Source organism: Pseudomonas sp. GW821-FHT10C09 (assembly GCF_059415465.1).
On sequence record NZ_JBWKNG010000018.1, the window covers coordinates 1 to 21,699 of the forward strand.

The 21,699-nt window shown below is 60.2% G+C and carries 20 protein-coding genes; 13 read left to right on the forward strand and 7 right to left on the reverse strand.

Annotation, left to right across the window (positions count from 1 at the left end; genetic code table 11):
- Positions 1 to 390 precede the first annotated feature (390 nt).
- Positions 391 to 1,884, reverse strand: coding sequence for a CoA-acylating methylmalonate-semialdehyde dehydrogenase (locus tag AC07N8_RS19330; RefSeq protein ID WP_123436029.1), 1,494 nt, complete (start codon positions 1,882 to 1,884; stop codon positions 391 to 393).
- Positions 1,885 to 1,949: 65 nt separating this feature from the next.
- A complete protein-coding gene (aptA, locus tag AC07N8_RS19335; RefSeq protein WP_483843946.1) occupies positions 1,950 to 3,299 on the reverse strand; it encodes an omega-aminotransferase AptA in 1,350 nt (449 codons plus the stop codon).
- 123 nt (positions 3,300 to 3,422) lie between these two features.
- Here aptA and AC07N8_RS19340 point away from each other — a divergent pair, with 123 nt between their 5' ends.
- The 6 genes from AC07N8_RS19340 (at position 3,423) to AC07N8_RS19365 (ending at position 9,817) form a co-directional block, all read left to right on the forward strand.
- Entirely contained in the window at positions 3,423 to 4,343 is a 921-nt protein-coding gene (locus AC07N8_RS19340) for a LysR family transcriptional regulator (protein WP_123436027.1), read from the forward strand.
- Positions 4,344 to 4,438: 95 nt separating this feature from the next.
- Entirely contained in the window at positions 4,439 to 5,089 is a 651-nt protein-coding gene (locus AC07N8_RS19345; RefSeq protein WP_140669575.1) for a TetR/AcrR family transcriptional regulator, read from the forward strand.
- A gap of 7 nt (positions 5,090 to 5,096) precedes the next feature.
- Complete coding sequence (locus AC07N8_RS19350) at positions 5,097 to 5,678, forward strand: IMPACT family protein (RefSeq protein ID WP_493145651.1); 582 nt, start codon at positions 5,097 to 5,099, stop codon at positions 5,676 to 5,678.
- A gap of 532 nt (positions 5,679 to 6,210) precedes the next feature.
- Complete coding sequence (locus AC07N8_RS19355) at positions 6,211 to 7,776, forward strand: ABC transporter ATP-binding protein (RefSeq protein ID WP_493145652.1); 1,566 nt, start codon at positions 6,211 to 6,213, stop codon at positions 7,774 to 7,776.
- Between the two features lie 11 nt (positions 7,777 to 7,787).
- On the forward strand, positions 7,788 to 8,891 hold the full coding sequence (locus tag AC07N8_RS19360) for an ABC transporter permease (RefSeq protein WP_483843949.1): 1,104 nt from the start codon (positions 7,788 to 7,790) through the stop codon (positions 8,889 to 8,891).
- The gene (locus AC07N8_RS19365) at positions 8,891 to 9,817 is read left to right on the forward strand and encodes an ABC transporter permease (protein WP_493145653.1); all 927 of its coding nucleotides are present in this window, start codon (positions 8,891 to 8,893) and stop codon (positions 9,815 to 9,817) included. Before AC07N8_RS19360 ends, AC07N8_RS19365 begins: the two co-directional genes overlap by 1 nt.
- Positions 9,818 to 9,900: 83 nt before the next feature.
- Here the strand turns inward: AC07N8_RS19365 and AC07N8_RS19370 are convergent, their stop codons facing one another.
- The gene (locus AC07N8_RS19370) at positions 9,901 to 10,323 is read right to left on the reverse strand and encodes a hypothetical protein (protein WP_483843950.1); all 423 of its coding nucleotides are present in this window, start codon (positions 10,321 to 10,323) and stop codon (positions 9,901 to 9,903) included.
- 82 nt (positions 10,324 to 10,405) lie between these two features.
- Between AC07N8_RS19370 and AC07N8_RS19375 the strand changes: the two genes are divergently transcribed.
- The 3 genes from AC07N8_RS19375 to AC07N8_RS19385 all read left to right on the forward strand — a co-directional run bounded on the left by AC07N8_RS19375 (position 10,406) and on the right by AC07N8_RS19385 (position 13,006).
- Positions 10,406 to 10,756, forward strand: a complete 351-nt coding sequence (locus AC07N8_RS19375; protein WP_046032956.1) for a MerR family transcriptional regulator — start codon at positions 10,406 to 10,408, stop codon at positions 10,754 to 10,756.
- A gap of 25 nt (positions 10,757 to 10,781) precedes the next feature.
- The gene (locus AC07N8_RS19380) at positions 10,782 to 11,468 is read left to right on the forward strand and encodes an SDR family oxidoreductase (protein WP_483843951.1); all 687 of its coding nucleotides are present in this window, start codon (positions 10,782 to 10,784) and stop codon (positions 11,466 to 11,468) included.
- A gap of 179 nt (positions 11,469 to 11,647) precedes the next feature.
- A complete protein-coding gene (locus AC07N8_RS19385; protein WP_493145654.1) occupies positions 11,648 to 13,006 on the forward strand; it encodes an 8-oxoguanine deaminase in 1,359 nt (452 codons plus the stop codon).
- A gap of 37 nt (positions 13,007 to 13,043) precedes the next feature.
- On the opposite strand, the gene AC07N8_RS19390 is transcribed toward AC07N8_RS19385, so the two are convergent.
- Complete coding sequence (locus tag AC07N8_RS19390) at positions 13,044 to 14,132, reverse strand: calcium:cation antiporter (RefSeq protein WP_493145655.1); 1,089 nt, start codon at positions 14,130 to 14,132, stop codon at positions 13,044 to 13,046.
- A 298-nt stretch (positions 14,133 to 14,430) separates the two neighbouring features.
- On the opposite strand from AC07N8_RS19390, the gene AC07N8_RS19395 reads away from it, so the two are divergent.
- From AC07N8_RS19395 to AC07N8_RS19405, 3 genes are all read left to right on the forward strand, one after another.
- The gene (locus AC07N8_RS19395; protein WP_493145656.1) at positions 14,431 to 15,516 is read left to right on the forward strand and encodes a BMP family ABC transporter substrate-binding protein; all 1,086 of its coding nucleotides are present in this window, start codon (positions 14,431 to 14,433) and stop codon (positions 15,514 to 15,516) included.
- A gap of 144 nt (positions 15,517 to 15,660) precedes the next feature.
- Positions 15,661 to 16,626, forward strand: a complete 966-nt coding sequence (locus AC07N8_RS19400) for a 2-oxoglutarate and iron-dependent oxygenase domain-containing protein (RefSeq protein ID WP_493145657.1) — start codon at positions 15,661 to 15,663, stop codon at positions 16,624 to 16,626.
- An 82-nt stretch (positions 16,627 to 16,708) separates the two neighbouring features.
- A complete protein-coding gene (locus AC07N8_RS19405; protein ID WP_493145658.1) occupies positions 16,709 to 17,662 on the forward strand; it encodes an adenosine deaminase in 954 nt (317 codons plus the stop codon).
- A gap of 118 nt (positions 17,663 to 17,780) precedes the next feature.
- Here AC07N8_RS19405 and AC07N8_RS19410 read toward each other — a convergent pair whose 3' ends face one another.
- The 3 genes from AC07N8_RS19410 to vimR form a co-directional block, all read right to left on the reverse strand.
- Positions 17,781 to 19,163 (reverse strand): MFS transporter, encoded by a 1,383-nt coding sequence (locus AC07N8_RS19410; RefSeq protein WP_483843956.1) that lies wholly within the window; start codon positions 19,161 to 19,163, stop codon positions 17,781 to 17,783.
- A 134-nt stretch (positions 19,164 to 19,297) separates the two neighbouring features.
- A complete protein-coding gene (locus AC07N8_RS19415) occupies positions 19,298 to 20,032 on the reverse strand; it encodes an ArsR/SmtB family transcription factor (protein ID WP_483843957.1) in 735 nt (244 codons plus the stop codon).
- Between the two features lie 316 nt (positions 20,033 to 20,348).
- Positions 20,349 to 21,278: a transcription regulator VimR gene (gene vimR, locus AC07N8_RS19420; protein ID WP_493145659.1), complete on the reverse strand. Its 930-nt coding sequence runs from the start codon at positions 21,276 to 21,278 to the stop codon at positions 20,349 to 20,351.
- A gap of 118 nt (positions 21,279 to 21,396) precedes the next feature.
- Between vimR and AC07N8_RS19425 the strand changes: the two genes are divergently transcribed.
- On the forward strand, positions 21,397 to 21,690 hold the full coding sequence (locus tag AC07N8_RS19425; protein ID WP_493145660.1) for a putative quinol monooxygenase: 294 nt from the start codon (positions 21,397 to 21,399) through the stop codon (positions 21,688 to 21,690).
- The last annotated feature ends 9 nt before the right edge of the window (positions 21,691 to 21,699 follow it).

Sequence of the window (21,699 nt, forward strand, 5' to 3'; positions counted from 1 at the left end):
CGTCTCAACCGAGGCGCGCATTCTACAGCAGCCTCTGTTGCTGTCAAGCGGTTATTTTCAGAAGTTTTCAAAGTTTCCTCTGCAACTTCAACCACTTGCGCTTCCGATCACTCGGTAGCGGGAGGCGAATTCTACAGCGTTACACGCTGCTGTCAACACCTCTTTTTCAACTCCCTTTCGGGCTTCGATGACCTGAAGCCGCTCACTGTCGAAACCTGCGTAACTCTTTGTTTACCAAGGAGTTTTCCGTTTCGACTGCGCCGGAAGTGGGGCGAATTATAGACATCCAGAATCTGCCGTCAACCTTTAATTTCACAAATCTGTCATATGAGTCAAAAAAGCCCGCAAACACAAAGGCCGGCCCCAAGGGGCCGGCCTTCTTCCTTCTACTTACAAGCTAGGGAATGCGAATTGCGACGCTTCATGGCTCGCACGCTGCGGCCAGCGCTGGGTGATGGCTTTGCGGCGGGTGTAGAAACGCACACCGTCCGGACCATACGCATGCAGGTCGCCGAACAGCGAACGCTTCCAGCCACCGAAGCTGTGGTAAGCCACCGGCACGGGCAACGGTACGTTAACGCCGACCATGCCCACTTCGATCTCATCGCAGAACAACCGCGCCGCTTCACCATCACGGGTGAAGATACAGGTGCCGTTGCCATACTCGTGATCGTTGATCAGCTGCATCGCCTCTTCCAGGCTGTTCACCCGAACGACGCACAACACCGGCCCAAAGATCTCTTCTTTATAGATACGCATCTCTGGCGTGACGTTATCGAACAGGCAGCCACCCAGGAAGAAGCCTTCCTCATGACCGGCCACGCTCAGACCACGACCGTCGACCACCAGCGTCGCGCCGGAAGAAACGCCGTCTTCGACATAACCGCTGACCTTGTCCCGTGCCTGACCGGTAACCAACGGCCCCATGTCCAGACCACACGTAGTACCCGCGCCGATTTTCAGCGCCTTGATCTGCGGCACCAGTTTTTCCACCAGCGCATCCGCCACCTGGTCACCGACGCACACCGCCACCGAGATCGCCATGCAACGCTCGCCGCAAGAACCGTAGGCCGCGCCCATCAGTGCGCTGACCGCGTTATCCAGATCCGCATCCGGCATCAGCACCGCATGGTTCTTCGCGCCGCCCAGTGCCTGGACGCGTTTGCCGCGCTTGGTGCCTTCGGCGTAGATGTATTCGGCAATCGGCGTCGAACCGACGAAACTCAGCGCTTTGACCTCCGGCGCTTCGATCAGCGCATCCACCGCAGCCTTGTCACCGTGCACGACGTTCAGCACGCCTTTAGGCAGACCGGCTTCCAGCAACAGTTGAGCGATCAGCAACGTGGAGCTCGGATCACGCTCGGACGGCTTGAGGATAAAGCAGTTGCCGCAGACGATTGCCAGCGGATACATCCACAGCGGCACCATCGCCGGGAAGTTGAACGGGGTAATACCGGCAACAACGCCCAACGGCTGGAAGTCCGACCACGCATCAATGTTCGGGCCGACGTTACGGCTGTATTCACCCTTGAGGATTTCCGGCGCTGCGCACGCGAACTCGACGTTCTCGATACCGCGCTTCAATTCGCCAGCCGCGTCTTCCAGGGTCTTGCCGTGCTCTTCGCTAATCAACTGGGCAATGCGTGCTTCGTTCTGTTCCAGCAATTGCTTGAAGCGAAACATCACCTGGGCACGTTTGGCCGGTGGCGTGTTGCGCCAAGCCGGGAATGCAGCCTTGGCCGAGTCGATGGCTTTTTGAATGGTTTCGCGGCTGGCCAACGGCAGCTTGTGGATCGCCTGGCCGGTAGACGGGTTGAACACGTCAGCCGTGCGACCGTCTTCGGTCACCAGTTCGCCATTGATCAAATGCGGGATAAGGCTCATGTAACGCTCCTGAAAAGTTGTCCACAGGCGCCCCGTATAAGGACGCCTCTATATAGAAGAGAAAATCAGTCGATCTTGTTCAGCACTTCGCCGACCGCGTCGAACAGACGATCAAGGTCTTGCGGCTTGCTGTTGAAGGTTGGGCCGAACTGCAGGGTGTCTCCGCCGAAGCGCACATAGAACCCGGCTTTCCACAGCGCCATACCCGCTTCGAATGGACGCACGATCGCGTCGCCATCACGCGGCGCGATCTGAATCGCCCCGGCCAGGCCGTAGTTACGAATGTCGATGATGTTCTTCGAACCTTTCAGACCATGCAGCGCATTTTCGAAATGCGGGGCCACCTCGGCCACGCTCTGCACCAGGTTTTCCTTTTGCAGCAGGTCGAGTGCCGCCAGGCCAGCGGCGCACGCCACCGGGTGCGCGGAGTAGGTGTAGCCGTGCGGGAATTCCACCGCGTACTCAGGTGTCGCTTGGTTCATGAAGGTTTGGTAGATCTCGGAGCTGGCAATCACCGCGCCCATCGGGATCGCGCCGTTGGTGACTTGCTTGGCGATGCACATCAGGTCCGGAGTCACGCCGAAGGTATCGGCACCGAACATTTTGCCGGTACGGCCGAAACCGGTGATCACTTCGTCGAACACCAGCAGGATGTTGTGCTGATCGCAAATCTCGCGCAGACGCTTGAGGTAACCCTGTGGCGGAACCAGTACACCAGCAGAACCGGCCAGCGGCTCAACGAATACCGCGGCGATGTTCGACGCATCGTGCAGTTCGATCAACTTCAGCAGCTCATCTGCCAAAGCAATACCACCGAGCTCCGGCATGCCGCGAGAGTAGGCATTGCTCGCCAACAGCGTGTGCGGCAGGTGATCAACGTCCATCATCGCCTGACCGAACATTTTGCGGTTGCCATTCACACCGCCAAGGCTGGTGCCGGCGATGTTCACGCCGTGGTAACCGCGAGCACGGCCGATCATTTTGGTCTTGGTGGCCTGGCCTTTCAGGCGCCAGTAAGCGCGGACCATTTTCACCGCGGTGTCCGCGCACTCGGAACCCGAGTCAGTGAAGAACACGTGATTCAGGTTGCCTGGGGTCAGGTCGGTGATTTTCTCTGCCAGTTGGAACGACAGCGGATGGCCATACTGGAAGCCTGGCGAGTAGTCGAGCGTGCCCAATTGCTTGGCGACCGCTTCCTGGATTTCCTTGCGGGTGTGCCCGGCGCCGCAAGTCCACAGACCGGACAGCGAGTCATAAACCTTGCGGCCCTTGTCGTCGATCAGCCAGCTGCCTTGCGCCGCCACGATCAGACGCGGGTCGCGCTGGAAGTTACGGTTGGCGGTATAGGGCATCCAGTGAGCATCAAGCTTGAGCTGGCTGGCCAGGGAAGACGGGGCGTTTTCAGGCAAGTTCATGGGCAAAACCTCGCAGGCAATAAGCGGCATAGAGATCAAAAGCGTTCTTGCAGCTAAATTGCCACGGGGATAAAGTCTGTGAAATCCAACTTTTCTAACGTTCAGTCAGGCTGCTACTAAACTATGAGCACGCGTCGTCCCGATCCACTGGCGCAAGTCAGCGACTTTGATATCCGCTTGTTGCGGATCTTTCGCAGCGTGGTCGAGTGCGGTGGCTTCTCGGCGGCGGAAAGCGTGCTGGGGATCGGTCGTTCCGCTATCAGCCAGCAAATGAGCGATCTGGAACAACGCCTGGGCTTGCGCTTATGCCAACGTGGGCGCGCCGGATTCTCCCTGACCGAGGAAGGTCGCGAGGTGTACCAATCGGCCTTGCAGCTATTAAGTGCGCTGGAAAGTTTCCGCACCGAGGTCAATGGCCTGCACCAACACTTGCGCGGCGAATTGACCATTGGCCTGACCGACAACCTGGTCACCCTCCCCCACATGCGCATCACCCACGCCTTGGCGCAATTGAAGGAACGTGGCCCGGACGTGCAAATCCAGATCCGCATGATCGCGCCCAACGAAGTTGAGCAAGGCGTGCTCGATGGGCGTTTGCATGTCGGTGTAGTGCCGCAGGCCAGCGCGCTGTCGGGGCTGGAATATCAACCGCTTTATAGCGAACGCTCGCTGTTGTATTGCGCGGTTGGGCATCCGCTGTTTTATGTCGACGACAAACAACTCGACGATGATCGCCTCAACAGCCAGGACGCGATCGCACCGACCTTCCGGCTGCCAGCGGACATCCAGGCCCACTACCAGGCACTCAACTGCACCGCCAGTGCTTCGGACCGTGAGGGCATGGCGTTCCTGATCCTGACCGGGCGCTACATCGGTTACCTGCCGGATCATTACGCCAGCCTCTGGGTGCAACAAGGTCGCCTGCGTGCGCTGAAACCGAAGGCGCGTTTCTATGACCTGAGCCTTGCATCGGTCACGCGCAAGGGCCGTCGCCCGCATCTGGTGCTGGAAAGCTTTCTTGAAAGCCTCGCCGCGACACGCTGAACAACCGAAGAAACCTGCGCCCCAGGACTTGTCTGAAGCCCGTGGGTGCGCTATCAACGCACTGGTTGCACCCACCTACTTGTCTGGAAGTGCCTATGACCTTTGAAGTCCCAGCTCACGGCGGTAAACCTGCCAGCCGCATTCGTCAGAAGAACGAAGAGACCATCATCAAAGCCGCCGAAGACGAGTTCGCCCGTCACGGGTTCAAAGGCACCAGCATGAACACCATTGCCCAGAATGCCGGGTTGCCCAAGGCGAACCTGCATTACTACTTCACCAACAAACTCGGTTTGTACGTGGCGGTGCTGAGCAACATCATCGAGTTGTGGGACAGCACCTTCAACACCCTGACGGCCGAGGACGATCCGGCCGAGGCATTGACCCGCTACATCCGCGCCAAAATGGAATTCTCCCGGCGCCAGCCACAAGCTTCGCGAGTCTTCGCCATGGAAGTGATCAGCGGCGGCGAATGCCTGACCGAGTATTTCAACCAGGATTACCGCGCCTGGTTCCAGGGCCGGGCCGCGGTGTTCCAGGCGTGGATCGACGCCGGCAAAATGGACCCGGTCGACCCGGTCAACCTGATCTTCCTGTTGTGGGGCAGCACTCAGCATTACGCCGACTTCGCGACCCAGATCTGCCGAGTCAGCGGACGCACCAAGCTGACCAAGCAAGACATGGAAGAAGCCGGCAACAACCTGATCCGTATCATTCTCAAAGGCTGCGGCCTGACTCCTGTTATTTAAGACACCTATGCCTTTTACCCTCAGCGACTTTTGCGAATACCGCGAAGAGATTCGCAAAAGCCGCTTCATCACCTTCGCCGCGCCGATCTCAAGCCCGGCTGACGCCCAGGCATTCCTCGAACAGCACAGTGACCTCAACGCCTCGCACAATTGCTGGGCGTGGAAACTCGGCGACCAGTACCGCAGCAACGACGATGGCGAACCCGGCGGCACCGCAGGCCGACCCATTTTGGCGGCGATCGAAGCGCAGGACTGCGATCAGGTCGCGGTGCTAGTGATTCGTTGGTACGGCGGAATCCAATTGGGCACCGGAGGCCTCGCCCGGGCGTATGGCGGCGGTGCCAACAAATGCCTGCAAGCGGCACCCAAGGTCGAGCTGATCAGTCGAGTGCCCGTCAGTTGCGCCTGTGCCTTCAGTGAACTGGCGTTGGTGAAACTTCGCGTGGCGGAACTGGGCGGACTGGTCGTAGAAGAATCGTTCACCGCCAACGGCGTCGAAGTGCAATTGGCGATGGGAAAAGCGCAGATCCCGGCCCTGCAAAAGCAACTGGCGGACTTGAGTCGCGGACGCATTGTGTTGCAGCACTGAACGCACCAACACCGTTCACCCTTATTCCGTCGACGTCAGGATTTTGCCCACATCTACTGTGCACCCGCCTGTGGATAACCTGAGCACATGTGCCTGTAACCCTTCTGTCATGCGGGTTTGCGGGCTTTGTTCATTTTTCGTCCAATTTTCCTTCAGCAACATTAAATTCACGTAAAAACAAACAGTTAGATCGGGTTATCACCTTTAGAAGATAGCCGCACAGTGCTTATGCCCGACGTTTGAGCTTGCGCACAAATACTGTGGAGCAATCTGTGGATAACCCGTTCATGGTCGTCGCGGCCCCATATACAGCATGGCTTGCAGGCTGCTGTTCATTTTTTAACCAACTTCCTGCGAGCGAAACTGGAGCCTGATCAAAGGCTTCGCACTCAACTGGTGCCTGATTCGGAATCGATAGATCGCAACGCATTGTCCTTGGGGCCTGTGCTTGCGCGGATTTTCAGCTTTCCTGACCCAATGGCCAGGAAATTGCTTTATCCACAGGCATCACGCCCATCGACCCGAGTCAGTCATGCCCAACCCCGTGCCGATCCCCGATCAAACACCCCGTCTGCAATTGCGCCACATCAGCAAACGCTACCCCGGATGCCTGGCCAACGACGCCATCGACCTGACCATCGCGCCGGGGGAAATCCATGCCCTGCTCGGGGAAAACGGTGCCGGCAAAAGCACGTTGATGAAGATCATCTACGGCGTCACCCAGGCAGATTCCGGGGAGATGACCTGGCAAGGGCAACGCGTGAACATACGCAATCCTTCCCAGGCCCGTGGTCTTGGGATCGGCATGGTGTTCCAGCATTTCTCGCTGTTCGAAACATTGAGCGTGGCACAGAACATCGCCTTGGCGATGGGCGCAGCGGCCGGCACGCCGAAACAGCTTGAACCGAAAATTCGTGAAGTGTCCCGCCGTTATGGCATGGCGCTGGAGCCGGAGCGACTTGTCCACAGCCTGTCGATTGGCGAGCGGCAACGGGTGGAAATCATTCGCTGCCTGATGCAAGACATCCGCCTGTTGATCCTCGATGAACCGACCTCGGTCCTGACCCCACAAGAAGCCGAAGAACTGTTCGTCACCTTGCGTCGCCTCGCGGCCGAGGGCTGCAGCATTCTGTTTATCAGCCACAAGCTCGGTGAAGTCCGGGCGCTGTGTCACAGCGCCACCGTGTTGCGCGGTGGTCGAGTGGCCGGGCATTGCCAGCCGGCCGAATGCTCGGACCGGCAACTGGCGCGGCTGATGGTCGGCGAAGCGGCCGAGACAATTACGGACTATCCGAAGGTGGTGGGCAGCGCGGCGTTTCTCAGTGTCAGCCGGTTGTCCTGGCTCAATCCCGATCCGTTCGGCTGCTCACTGAAGGAGGTTCACCTCGAGGTGCGCAGTGGTGAAATCGTCGGCATCGCCGGTGTCGCGGGTAATGGTCAGGATGAATTGCTGGCGTTGCTCAGCGGCGAAGAGCGGCTGGCCCGCAACGACGGCGCAACGATCCGTTTTGCCGGGCAAGCGGTCGCCCACCTGCGACCCGATGCCCGACGCGAACTCGGCCTGGCCTTCGTCCCCGCTGAACGATTGGGTCACGGCGCGGTGCCGGAATTGAGCCTCGCCGACAACGCGCTGCTCACGGCTTTTCAACAAGGATTGGTCAGCAACGGGCTGATCCAGCGCCGCAAGGTCGAAGCGTTGGCCGAAGAGATCATCCATCGTTTCGGGGTCAAGACGCCCGATGCCCAGACACCGGCCCGCAGCCTCTCCGGAGGCAACTTGCAGAAATTCATCCTCGGCCGGGAAATCCTCCAGCAACCCAGACTGCTGATCGCCGCACACCCGACCTGGGGCGTGGACGTCGGCGCCGCCGCGACCATTCACCGCGCGCTGATTGCCTTGCGCGATGCCGGCGCGGCGATCCTGGTGATCTCCGAAGACCTCGACGAATTGTTCCAGATCAGCGACCGCCTCGGCGCGTTGTGCGGCGGTCGTCTGTCGCCACTGAAAGCAACCGTCGACACACGCATGATCGACGTCGGCGGCTGGATGGCCGGCCAGTTCGACGCCCCTCCCTCACCTGCACCCGTATCGGTTTAACGGAGTTTTTCATGCTGCTTTCTCTCGAACCCCGTGGCCAGCAATCGCGACTGATGCTCTGGTGCTCGCCGTTGCTCGCGGCGGCCCTGACGCTGGGCTGTGGCTCATTACTGTTTATCGCGCTGGGCCACGATCCGTTGCTGACCTTGCACACCTTGTTGATCGCGCCGATCAGCGACTGGTATGGCGTCTCGGAACTGTTGGTCAAAGCGTTGCCGATTTTGCTCTGTGCATTGGGGCTTGCCGTGGCCTATCAGGCGCGGATCTGGAACATCGGCGCCGAAGGTCAATTGCTGCTCGGCGCATTGGCCGGCAGTGCCTTGGCAGTGAACGTCATCGACCTGCAAAGTCGCTGGGCGCTGGTGTTGATTCTGCTGGTCGGCACCTTGGCCGGTGCGGCGTGGGCCGGACTGACCGCGTGGTTGCGCACGCGCTTCAACGCCAATGAAATCCTCACCAGCATCATGCTCAATTACATCGCCCTGAACCTGCTGCTGTTTTGCGTGCATGGGCCGTTGAAGGATCCGGCCGGGTTCAATTTTCCGGAGTCGGCGATGTTCAGTGACTTCAGCCGATTGCCGTTGTTGATGGAGGATGGCCGGGTTCACGCCGGGGTGTATTTCGCCTTGCTGGCGTTGGTCGCGGTATGGGTGTTGTTGCAGAAAAGCTTTATCGGTTTCCAGATCAAAGTGCTGGGGCTGGACAAGCGCGCAGCAGGTTTCGTCGGGTTTCGCGAGAAGCGCCTGATCTGGCTGGCGCTGTTGATCAGCGGCGGTTTGGCGGGCCTGGCCGGCGTGTGCGAGGTGACCGGGCCGATCGGCCAATTGGTGCCGCAGGTTTCGCCGGGCTATGGCTACGCGGCGATCACCGTGGCGTTTCTCGGGCGACTCAATCCCATCGGCATTCTGTTTTCCAGCCTGTTGATGGCGTTGCTGTACATCGGCGGCGAGAGCGCGCAGATGAGCATGAACCTGCCGCAAGCCATCACCCAATTGTTCCAGGGAATGATGCTGTTTTTCCTGCTGGCCAGCGACGTGCTGATTCTCTACCGACCACGCTTGAACGTGCGCTGGGCTCGGCGCGCGCCAGCCACCGTACCTGCAGGAGCGCTGTGATGGATATCGATCTGCTGAGCAATATTTTCTACGCGATGGTCCGTTGCGGTACGCCGTTGCTGTTGGTGGCGTTGGGTGAATTGATCTGCGAGAAGAGCGGCGTCCTCAATCTCGGTCAGGAAGGGATGATGCTGTTTGGCGCGGTGATCGGCTTTATCGTCGCGCTGAACAGCGGCAATCTGTGGCTCGGCGTGCTGCTGGCGATGCTCGCCGGGATGCTGTTGTCGTCGCTGTTTGCCGTGGTGGCGCTGGTGTTCAACGCCAATCAAGTGGCCACCGGGTTGGCGCTGACGATCTTCGGCGTGGGCCTGTCGACGTTTGTCGGGGCCGCGTGGGTTGGCAAACCGCTGGCCGGTTTTGAGCCGGTGGCGATTCCTTACTTGAGTGAGATCCCGCTGATCGGGCGGATGCTGTTTGCGCAGGATCTGTTGGTGTACTTGTCATTCGCGCTGTTTGCGTTGGTGGCGTGGGTGATTCTGAAAAGCCGCGTTGGGCTGATCATTCAGGCCGTTGGGGAAAACCCGGACGCGGCCAGCGCGATGGGCTTGCCGGTGTTGGGTGTGCGCACGCTGGCGGTGTTGTTCGGCGGTGCGATGGCCGGGTTGGCCGGGGCGTATCTGTCCCTGGCGTACACACCGATGTGGGCGGAGAACATGAGCGCCGGGCGCGGCTGGATTGCACTGGCGCTGGTGGTGTTTGCCAGTTGGCGGGTGTGGAGGTTGCTGCTGGGGGCATACCTGTTCGGGCTCGCCAGCATCCTGCATTTGGTGGCGCAGGGGTTGGGGCTGGCGATTCCGTCGAGCCTGCTGGCGATGTTGCCGTATGTCGCGACGATTGTGGTGTTGGTGTTGTTGTCGCGGGACGCCGTGCGGACACGGTTGTATGCGCCGGTGTCGTTGGGGCAGCCGTGGCAGGGTGGGCATTAGGGTTGGATGGGCCGGCCCCTTCGCGAGCAGGCTCGCTCCCACATTTGACCGAGTCAAACCGGTTTCCGGTGACCGACATAAATCTACTGTGGGAGCGAGCCTGCTCGCGAAGGCTGCCTGACAGGCAACACCTGAGCCACGCCCCACGCCAATTCAAAGACCAGGAAAACCACTAACAGCGAACTGGCCCCATGCAGCAAGGCATACAGCTGCCAAGCCGAAAACAGAAACCTGCCAACCGCGTCATACCGCCCAAACACCTGCTGCGGATCCCGAATCCGCAGCACCGCCCAAACGCACACAATCGACCCCAACAGATTCGCCATCAACATGTGCATCGGCTCAAACGCCGGCAGCGCCCCAGGCAAATCCAACGCCTGACTCAACCCCGTCAACCCTCCATGCAAAACCGCGAAACTCCACGGCGTGACAAACGCCGCCGTCACGATCAAGTCATACCAGGCACTGCCCCGCACCACCCGGCGATATTGCGCTGAAGTCCACATCGGCCCTGCTCCATACATTCGAGGAGCACCAAGGCTAAAGCCTGGAGTATGCTCCAAGGTCAAGCCCTCTTGAGACGTCAACATGCGCATCGGTGAATTAGCCCAGGCCAGCGCCGTCAGCCGTGACACGCTACGGTTTTACGAGCAACGCGGATTGATCGCCGCGCAACGCAGCGCCAATGGTTATCGCGACTACCCGGCAGACATGGTGCAACTGGTGCAGTACATCAAGACCGCTCAGCGACTGGGCTTCACCCTTGGTGAAATCGGCAACAGCGTCGCGGCAATCTGGCAGTCACCCGATCCGGATAGCGCCGTCACGCAACTGCTGCAAGACAAACTCAAACTGATCGAAACCCGGATGGATGAACTGGGCGCGTTGCGTCACGAGTTGCAACAACGGCTCGGGCAACGCTGTCCACTGAATCCGTGATCCTCTTTTTTCAAGGAAGCCACTCATGTCCAAGGCAAAAACCGCACTCATCATCGGAGCCTCCCGAGGCTTGGGCCTCGGCCTGGTGAAAACCCTGCTGGCCGACGGCTGGCAAGTCACCGCCACCGTGCGTAACCCGCAAAACGCCGACGCCCTGCGGGCCGTGGGCAACGTGCGGATCGAGAAACTCGACATGGACGATCAGCCGGCGGTGATCGCCCTTAGCCAACAGCTCAAAGGTGAAGTGTTTGACCTGCTGTTCGTGAATGCCGGGGTCAAGGGCCCGGACGTTCAGACACCGGGCGGTGCGACGCTGGCCGAGGTGGGCCAGTTGTTTTTCACCAACGCCGTGGCCCCGATCAACCTGGCCCAGCATTTCGTCGGGCAGATTCGCCCGGACAGCGGCGTGCTGGCGTTCATGAGTTCGGTGCTGGGCAGCGTGACCATGCCGGACGCGCCGGAACTGGCGCTGTACAAGGCGAGCAAGGCTGCACTGAACTCGATGACCAACAGCTTTGTGACGCAACTGGGCGAGCAGACACTCACCGTGCTGTCGCTGCATCCGGGCTGGGTGAAAACCGACATGGGCGGCGAAGGTGCGGACATTGATGTGGACACCAGCACCCGCGGGCTGGTCGATCAGGTGAACGCCTACACCGGCAAGGGCGGGCATCACTTCGTGAATTACCGGGGTGAAACCATTCCCTGGTAATCACCCCACAGGGGGATCATTCCATGCAGGGATTTGTGTTGTCTGGTCGGGTCGGGCTTGCCCGGCGCTGCGTTTTGTCCGAAACTCCGCACCTCGCCCCCGCGGCGATCCTGGATCAGCAGACAGGGTAATCACTGAGCTGGCAACCCTGAACCCAACTTTCAGAGGAGCCGGCCAACATGCCCGCATCCCGTACCTGGTTAAAAAATCCCCTCGCGATCTTCACTGCCAATGGCCTCGATGCCCGTGGCGGCCTGGTGGTGCAAGACGGCGTGATCGTCGAAGTGCTCGCCGCCGGCCAGCAACCGTCCGCGCCCTGTGGACAGGTTTTCGATGCCCGCGAGCACGTGATCCTGCCGGGACTGATCAACACCCATCACCATTTCTATCAAACCCTGACTCGTGCCTGGGCGCCGGTGGTCAATCAGCCGTTGTTCCCGTGGCTGAAAACCCTGTACCCGGTCTGGGCCCGCCTCACCCCGGAAAAACTCGCCCTCGCCACTAAAGTCGCGCTGGCCGAGTTGCTGCTGTCCGGCTGCACCACCGCGGCCGATCACCATTACCTGTTTCCCGAAGGCCTGGAAAACGCGATCGACGTGCAAGTCGAAAGCGTTCGCGAACTGGGCATGCGCGCCATGCTCACGCGCGGTTCCATGAGCCTCGGCGAGAAGGACGGCGGCCTGCCACCGCAGCAGACCGTGCAGGAAGGCGAAGTCATCCTCGCCGACAGCCAGCGCTTGATCGCCGAGTACCACGAACGCGGTGACGGTGCGCAAATCCAGATCGCCCTCGCGCCCTGCTCGCCCTTCTCGGTGACCCCGGAAATCATGTCCGCCAGTGCTGAACTCGCGAACAAACTCGACGTGCGCCTGCACACCCACCTGGCCGAAACCCTCGACGAAGAAGATTTCTGCCTGCAACGCTTTGGCCTGCGCACCGTGGATTATCTCGACAGCGTTGGCTGGCTCGGCCCGCGTACGTGGCTGGCCCACGGCATCCACTTCAACCCGGACGAAATCGCCCGCCTCGGCGCTGCCGGCACCGGTATTTGCCATTGCCCAAGCTCGAACATGCGCCTCGCTTCCGGCATCTGCCCGACGCTAGACCTTACGGCCGCGGGCGCGTTGCTCGGGCTGGGCGTGGACGGTTCGGCGTCCAACGATGCGTCGAACATGATGCTCGAAACCCGCCAGGCGTTGTACATCCAGCGCCTGCGTTATGGCGCCGAGAAGATCACGCCGGAGTTGGTACTGGGCTGGGCAACCAAGGGTTCGTCGAGCTTGCTGGGGCGTACCGATATTGGTGAGCTGGCGGTTAGCAAGCAGGCGGATCTGGCATTGTTCAAACTCGATGAGCTGCGCTTCTCTGGCAGCCATGATCCGGTGTCGGCACTGCTGCTGTGCGGCGCGGATCGGGCGGATCGGGTGATGGTCGGTGGCAAGTGGCGAGTGATTGACGGGCAGGTTGAGGGGTTGGACCTCAAAGGATTGATTGCTGATCACAGCCAGGCTGCTCGCCAACTGATCGCCGGTACCTGACACAACACAAATCAAAAACTGTGGTTTTAGGGTGTGGTCAGAGACCGAGCAGCGACAACATGATGAATGTCGCGAACAGCACAAAGTGGGTCATCCCTTCGATGGCGTTGGTTTCGCCATCGTTGAGGTTGATCGCACTGACGATCAACGTCAGGAAGATCATCACTGTCTGTACCGGCGTCATCGCCATCTGAAAGGGCTGACCGGTATACAGCGCCATTGCTTCCATCACCGGCACGGTCAGGATCACCGTCGATAGCGACGCCCCCATCGCGATGTTGACCACCGACTGCATCCGATTGGCCAATGCAGCGCGCAATGCCGTCAAAATCTCCGGCGCCGCCGAAATGGCCGCCACCAGAATCGCCGTAATCACCGGCGGAGCGCCCGTCCCTTCCAGCCCCAGATCGAGGGTCTTGGACATCACCTCGGCCAGTGCGCCGATCACCACCACGCCAAACACCAACGTGCCGATGCTCAGCGCCACATTGACCGGTTCAGGTTCCTCTTCCGGGACTTTCCGGCGGCGTTTTTCCGGATAGCTGTAGCTGAAAAAATAACTGTGCGGCCCGACCTGCATCCGCAGGAACAACGCGTAGAGCACGACCATCGCACCGATGGTGAAGCCCGAATAAATCTTCCAGTTGGCCTCGGGAATGAACTCCGGCACCACCATCGACACGCCCATGGCCGTGAGGATCATCACGCTGTAGCTGCGCGCCGAATCATCGTTGTAGGACTGCTCGCCGTGCTTGAGCCCGCCCATTAAGGCGGCGAGGCCGAGGATGCCGTTGATGTCGAGCATCACCGCCGAGTAAATCGTGTCGCGCACCAAAGTGGACGAGGCTTCGTTGCTCATCATGATCGCCAAGATCACCACTTCCACCAGCACCGCCGCCAGCGTCAGGATCATCGTGCCGTAGGGGTCGCCGACTTTTTCCGCCAACAGCTCGGCGTGATGGGCGACGCGCATGGAGGCGGCGACGATGAACGCAATCAACACCAACCCGGCGCCCAGCGCGACCGATTGGCCGCTGTGGAGCATCCAGTGCTCCAGCGGGTACGCGACGACGGCGGCGAGCACGGCCAGCAGCAGAAATGTTTCTTGCTTGAGGAGTGTGAACATTGCGGGCCTTTTTGCGCAGTGAAGCGAAAGCAGAGTGATGAGCTACTGACTGCGGTGCAGCGCTAACGTTTCGTTACACCTTAGCGCACCAGTGGATGGCAGCCGTGATCGGCCATGCACTTTTATCGGCCTTGCGGGCCTCTTCGCGAGCAGGCTCGCTCCCACAGGGGGATACGGTCCCCTGTGGGAGCGAGCCTGCTCGCGAAGGCCTCACCTCGGTCATGAAGACTTTGTTGTCCTGTTGGTCAGTAATTTGCATTGCCCCTGCCAACCTCAAAACAAAATGGAGTTGGAATTCATGCATAAACGTCCGCTGAAGAAGCTTTTGTGCGCCGTCGTCGCCGCCGCCATCGGTCTGAGCACCAGCCTGACCGCCAGTGCCGCCGACCCGCTGAAAGTCGGCTTCGTCTATATCGGTCCGATCGGTGACCACGGCTGGACGTATCAGCATGAACAGGGGCGCAAAGTACTGGCCGAAAAATTCGGTTCGCAGATCACCACCAACTATGTGGAGAACGTCGCGGAAGGCGCCGACGCCGAGCGGGTGATCCGCAACATGGCCAAGGACAACTACGACCTGATCTTCACCACCTCCTTCGGCTACATGAACCCGACCCTGAAAGTCGCCAGGCAATTTCCCAAGGTGACCTTCGAACACGCCACCGGCTACAAGCAGGACAAGAACCTCGGCACCTATTTGGCGCGAACCTACGAAGGTCGCTACGTCGGCGGCTTCCTCGCGGCGAAGATGACCAAGACCAAGAAGATCGGCTATGTCGCGTCCTTCCCGATCCCGGAAGTGATCCGCGACATCAACGCCATTCAACTGGCCCTGAACAAGTACAACCCCGGCACCGAGATCAAAGTGGTGTGGGTCAACTCGTGGTTCGACCCGGGCAAGGAAGCCGACGCCGCCAACGCGCTGATCGACCAGGGCGTGGACGTGGTGTTCCAGCACACCGACAGCCCGGCGCCGATCCAGGCGGCCGAACGTCGCGGTGTGTATGCCGTCGGCTACGCATCGGACATGGCGCATTTCGGGCCGAAAGCGGTGCTGACCTCCATCGTCAACGACTGGGGCCCGCACTACGTTCAAGCGACCCAAAGCGTGCTCGACCACAACTGGAAATCCCAGGATTACTGGGGTGGTTTGAAGGAAGGCACGGTTGAGTTGCCGATCAGTGACCTGGTGCCGGCACCGGTGAAAGCCGAAGCCGAGCAGATCATTGCCGACATCAAGAGCGGCGCGCTGCACCCGTTCACCGGGCCGATCAAGGATCAGGCAGGCGCAGAGAAAATTGCAGCGGGTGCGACGGCGAGCAATGCAGAGCTGGCGTCGATGAACTATTACGTTGAAGGCATGAAGGCCGATATTCCGAAGTAATCCTTCACACCAGACGCAAGCCCCTCTGGGAGCGAGCCTGCTCGCGAAGGCGATAGCACATTCAACACAAATGTTGGCTGACACACCGCATTCGCGAGCAGGCTCGCTCCCACAATGGATATTCATCGATTTCAAGGAATGTGCATGAACCGTCTTCCTATCATCGACATCGCCCCGCTCTACAGCGATGACCAGATCGCCTGGCAATCCGTCGCCAGCGAAATCGACCACGCCTGCCGCGAATGGGGTTTCTTCTACATCAAGGGTCACCCGATTTCCGCGCAACGCATCGCCGCCGTACTCGACCACGCCCAACGCTTCTTCGCCCAACCCACCGCCGAAAAGCTCAAAATCGACATCACCCAAACCCGCCACCACCGCGGCTACGGCGCCATCGCCACCGAACAACTCGACCCGAGCAAGCCCAGCGACCTCAAGGAAACTTTCGACATGGGCCTGCACCTACCGGCCGATCATCCCGAAGTCCTCGCGGAAAAACCGTTGCGGGGCCCGAACCGTCATCCCTCGCTGCCCGGTTGGGAAGCGCTGATGGAGCAACACTACGTCGACATGCAGGCCCTCGCCCAAACCCTGTTGCGCGCAATGACGTTGGCCCTGGGCATCGAGCGGGATTTTTTCGACAGCCGTTTCAAAGAGCCGGTCAGCGTACTGCGCATGATCCATTACCCGCCGCGCCACACCGCCAGTTCCGCCGAACAACAGGGCGCCGGCGCTCACACCGATTACGGCTGCATCACCCTGCTGTATCAGGACGCTGCCGGTGGCTTGCAAGTGCGCAATGTGAAAGGCGAATGGATCGACGCACCGCCGATTGAAGGCACGTTCGTGGTCAACCTCGGCGACATGATGGCGCGCTGGAGCAACGACCGTTACCTGTCGACGCCGCATCGGGTGATCAGCCCGTTGGGCGTGGACCGTTATTCGATGCCATTCTTTGCCGAGCCGCACCCCGACACACGCATCGAATGCCTGCCCGGTTGTCAGGATGACGTGCACCCGGCGAAATACCCGGCCACCACCTGCGCCGAGTTCCTGCTCTCGCGATTCGCCGATACCTACGCCTATCGACGGGAACCGGAAGCGGTGTAATCAACCGGCTGGTCAGGTTTTGCTAAATGTTTCTACGCGCATCTGTAGAATGCTCGCCATCTGCACCTGATGAGAAAAGACCATGTACGACTGGCTGAACGCCCTGCCCAAGGCAGAACTGCATTTGCACCTCGAAGGCTCGCTGGAGCCTGAGCTGCTGTTCGCCCTGGCCGAACGCAACAAGATCGCCCTGCCGTGGAGCGACGTCGATACCCTGCGCAAAGCGTACGCCTTCAGCAACCTGCAAGAATTTCTCGACCTGTATTACCAGGGCGCCGACGTGTTGCGCACCTCGCAGGATTTCTACGACCTGACCTGGGCGTACCTGTTGCGCTGCAAGGCGCAGAACGTGATTCACACCGAACCGTTCTTCGACCCGCAAACCCATACCGACCGTGGCGTACCGTTCGAAGTGGTGCTGAACGGCATCGCCGCCGCACTCAAGGATGGCGAGCAACAACTGGGTATCACCAGCGGTTTGATCCTCAGCTTCCTGCGCCACTTGAGCGAAGACGAAGCGCAGAAAACCCTCGATCAAGCGCTGCCGTTCCGCGACGCATTTGTCGCCGTGGGCCTGGACAGTTCCGAGATGGGTCACCCGCCGAGCAAGTTCCAGCGCGTGTTTGACCGTGCCCGTCACGAAGGCTTCCTGACCGTGGCCCACGCCGGTGAAGAAGGCCCGCCCGAGTACATTTGGGAAGCCCTCGACCTGCTGAAAATCCAGCGCATCGACCATGGCGTGCGCGCCATCGAAGACGAGCGTTTGATGCAGCGGATCATAGACGAGCAGATCCCGCTGACCGTGTGCCCGTTGTCGAACACCAAGCTCTGCGTGTTCGATCACATGTCCCAGCACAACATCCTCGACATGCTTGAACGTGGCGTGAAAGTCACCGTGAACTCGGATGACCCGGCGTACTTCGGCGGCTACGTGACCGAGAACTTCCACGCGCTGTACACCGATCTGGGCATGACTCAGGATCAGGCCAAGCGCCTGGCGCAGAACAGCCTGGATGCGCGGTTGGTCAAACCGTAAGCCATACCGCATAACCCCATGTGGGAGCGAGCCTGCTCGCGATGACTGAGTGTCAGCCGACATTTAAGTGTCTGACACACCGCTATCGCGAGCAGGCTCACTCCTACAGGGATTGTGATCAGTTGACGATCACTGCCTCAGTCAACTCCTCCAGCGTCTTCCCTCGCGTCTCCATCCCGAACACCCACACCACCCCCGCCGCAATCGCAAAACACATCGCCCCCAACGCGAAGACCCCACCCTGCCCGGTCACCGGAAACACCAGCCCCGTCACCAACGGACCGAGCAACGAGCCCACCCGCCCAATCGCCGAGGCAAACCCCGAGCCCGTGGCGCGTGCCGACGTGGGGTACAACTCCGGGGTGTAGGTGTAGAGCACCGCCCACATGCCGAACAAAAAGAACTGCATCAACAGCCCCGACGCGATCAACAGGCTGACATTGCCGCCAAACACCGCGCTTTGCCCGTAGAGAAACGCCATCACGCCGCCGCCGAGCAAGGTCACGACGCACACCGGTTTACGTCCCCAACGCTCCACCAGCCAGGCGGCCATGAGGAAACCGGGAATCCCGCCGAGGGAAATCAGCACCGTGTAATACACGGACTGTGTCACGGCAAAACCCGACTGCTGCAACAAGGCACTGAGCCAGGACGTGAGGCCGTAGAAACCCAGCAAGGCAAAGAACCACACGCTCCAGATCATCATCGTGCGCTGGCGATACTGCGGCGACCAGATCTGCCGCAACGCCGAAAAGAAGTTACCCGGCGTCGTCGCCACATGCGGCAGGCGAATCGGCTCAGGCAAGTCCGAATGTCCCAGCGACACACGCACACGTTCTTCGATCCGAAGCAGCACCGTGTCGGCCGCCGCATGATGCCCGGCCTGTTCCAGCCAGCGTGGCGACTCAGGAATGAAAAAGCGGATCGCCAGTACAAACACCGCCGGCACCGCCAGAACGAGGAAGATGTCCCGCCAGCCAATCACCGGCAACAGGAAATAGGACAGCACCCCGGCCGCGACAAAACCCAGCGGCCAGAAACCGTCCATCAACGCAATGTAACGTCCACGTTTCTTGGCCGGGATCAGCTCGGACAGCATCGATTGGGCAATCGGAAACTCCATGCCCATACCGATGCCCAGGAGGATTCGGAACAGGGTCAGCGTTTCAACGCTCTGCGCCGTTGAACACAGGTAACTGGCGATGCCCCACAGCACGATGCTCCACTGGAACACCGGCTTGCGACCAAAGCGGTCGGCCAACATGCCCGACAGTGAAGCGCCCAGCACCATGCCGAAGAAACTCGAACTGGCCAGCAACCCGGCCTGCGCCGAACTCAGGCCGAACTCGGTTTTGATCGAGCCGAGCAGAAAGGTCATCATCGCCAGGTCCATGGAGTCGAAGAAAAACGCCAGGGCAATGATGATGAAAATGATCCGGTGATAACCGCTGATGGGCAGACGTTCCAATCGTTCTGCCGCGCTGAAACCTCGTGTTTCCATGCCACATCCCCCACCCGAAAATCCCTGGATCGAGTGTGCGCGATAGCGTCTGGCGGCTATTGCTGGATGCGACCTGTCCACAGCTCTGAACGACGCCTGAACCCGCTGGCGGCAGACGTCGGCATCAGGACGCTCTAAAGCGCCATTTCCAGCTCGGTTTCCTTGGCGAAACGGTGGATTTCACGCTGCCCTGTGGCGGTGACCTGCAAGGCGCGGGATTCGTTGGGCAGGCTCAACCAGCCTGATTGCATGAACAGCTGCAACAGCGCCGCACCCAGTGAACCGCCCATGTGCGGGCGTCTTTCGCTCCAGTCCGGGCAGGCGCAGGCCACTCGACTGTTGCGATGGGCGAGCGCCTGGATGAACACGCCGCGTGTCGCCAGTTGCGTGGAGCCTTTGTGGGTAATCATGACCCGCTGATCGATCTGTTCGATCCAGCCTGCATCCAGCAATCGCTGGTAAAGGTCGGCGGCCAGGGTGCCGCCCAAATGATCGTCGCACAGTCGCGCCCGCAGCAGCGACGAAGGCGCCGTCTGAGGTTTGGCGATGGGATTGGGCCGCTTGAAAACCTCCGGGACTTCCCGTGGCGTACTGGCTAGCGTCGCGCTAGCCAATGCCTCGATGGCCGCGCCGACCTCGGGGGCTGCCAGACGGAAAAACCGCTTTCGCCCGCGAACGTCAACTTTCAACAGACCGCCTGCGGACAATCGCCCCAGGTGCGCGCTGGCCGAAGAGGGTGACAGGCCGGCCAACAACGCCAGCTCTTCGGTATGCCGCGCCGCGCCGTCCATCAAGGCCCACATCATTGCGCTGCGCTTTGGGTCAGCCAGTAACGTGGCGATCTGGCTGATGCAAGGTGCATGTTCCATGTATTCACTCCCTGTTGAATCGTTTCGTCTGCTGCTCAGAGACATCTTGACCAGTAATGTGTCGTCGGCCAAGACGCGGAAACCGCCATAAGCCGGGCAAAGTCCCCCGCTCACCCGAGCCATTTCTTCGCAGCCAGGGCAAAGGTCGGATACTTGAGCGGAGTGCCAGCCGACTGTAACGCGGACTCGCCATCGCGAGATCGACGGTGCGTACATGAGGCGGGCGCTAGTATAAGCGGGTTAACCGCCGGTTCCTGCCCTTGGGAAACCGTGGGTGCTGATAGTTGCTGACAGAAATTTCGCTATTTGCCTGCGACTATTGATCGTTGCTCGATATCGTCGGGAATTGCCGGCCCAAATCAGCGCATCGACTGGCAAGCATTTCCCGCAGCAGGTTCACAGGCTTACTCAATTGTGCGCGATGGGCGCACAGCAAATTCAGAGGTGCGCGCTCACAGAGCAGTTCCGGCATTAACACCTTCAACCGTCCGGCGAGCACATCGGCGGCGACATCGAGCCAGGACTTGTAAGCGATCCCGGCGCCGGCCACCGCCCACAAACGCACCACATCGGCATCGTCACTGAAACGATCACCGCTGACGGTCAGGCCGACTTCGCGTTTACCGTCATGAAAACTCCAGTGATCGTGGACCCGGCTGCCCAGCATGAACAATAAACAATTGTGCTGAGCCAATTGCTCCAGCTGCCGGGGTTCGCCATGTTTGGCCAGGTAATCCGGCGCGGCGCACAGGACGCGACGGTTCTGCGGGGCGATGGGCAGCGCCACCAGGCTCGAGTCTTCCGGCTCGCCATAGCGCAGGGCGATGTCGACCGGTTGCCGGAACAGGTCGGCGATGCGATCACCGAGCAACAACCTCACGGTCAGTTTCGGATGCTCGCGCTGAAACTCGTCCAGCCACGGCAATAACAGGTTGCGGCCAAAGTCCGACGGAGCGGATAGCTGCAAGATCCCGCTGACCTGATCCTGACCACTGGCCAGCAATCGGCGTCCTTCATCCAGATTGCTCAGCGCCGCCCGGGCATATTCCAGAAAGCCCTCGCCTTCGGCGGTCAGGCGCAGGCTGCGGGTGGACCGCGCGAGCAAGCGTGCGCCGAGTTGTTGCTCGATGCGCTTCAACGCGGCGCTGGCCACCGCCGCGGACATGTCCATCACCCGCGCCGCCGCCGACAGGCTCCCCAGATCGGCAGCGCGGACGAACAGCTGCAAGTCATCGAAACGCAGCATTTTTAGCCTCTATTATCAAAAAAATATTGAAAGAGACTGCTCTTTTAGCGGGTTTTATCTTGCAGCGAAATAGCCAATCATCTGTGCCATCGAATTCTTCACGCTCCCGGAGTCGTCCATGTCCCAGCCATTTACCGCCATCGCCACGCTCATCGCCAAAGCCGGCCAGCAAGACGCCCTCGAACAGCACCTGCGCGCGCTGCTGGAACCGACCCGCGCCGAGCCCGGTTGCGGCCAATACGATCTGCACCAGGACCTCGCCAATCCCCTGGCCTTCTACATGATCGAGCAGTGGAGCAGCGACGAAGCCCTGCAAGCGCATGACGCCAGCGCCCACATCCAGAACTTCCGGGCCAAGGCCGGTGACTTCCTCGAACACTTCGACCTCAAGCGCCTGCGCAACGTGGCCTGACACCCTCTT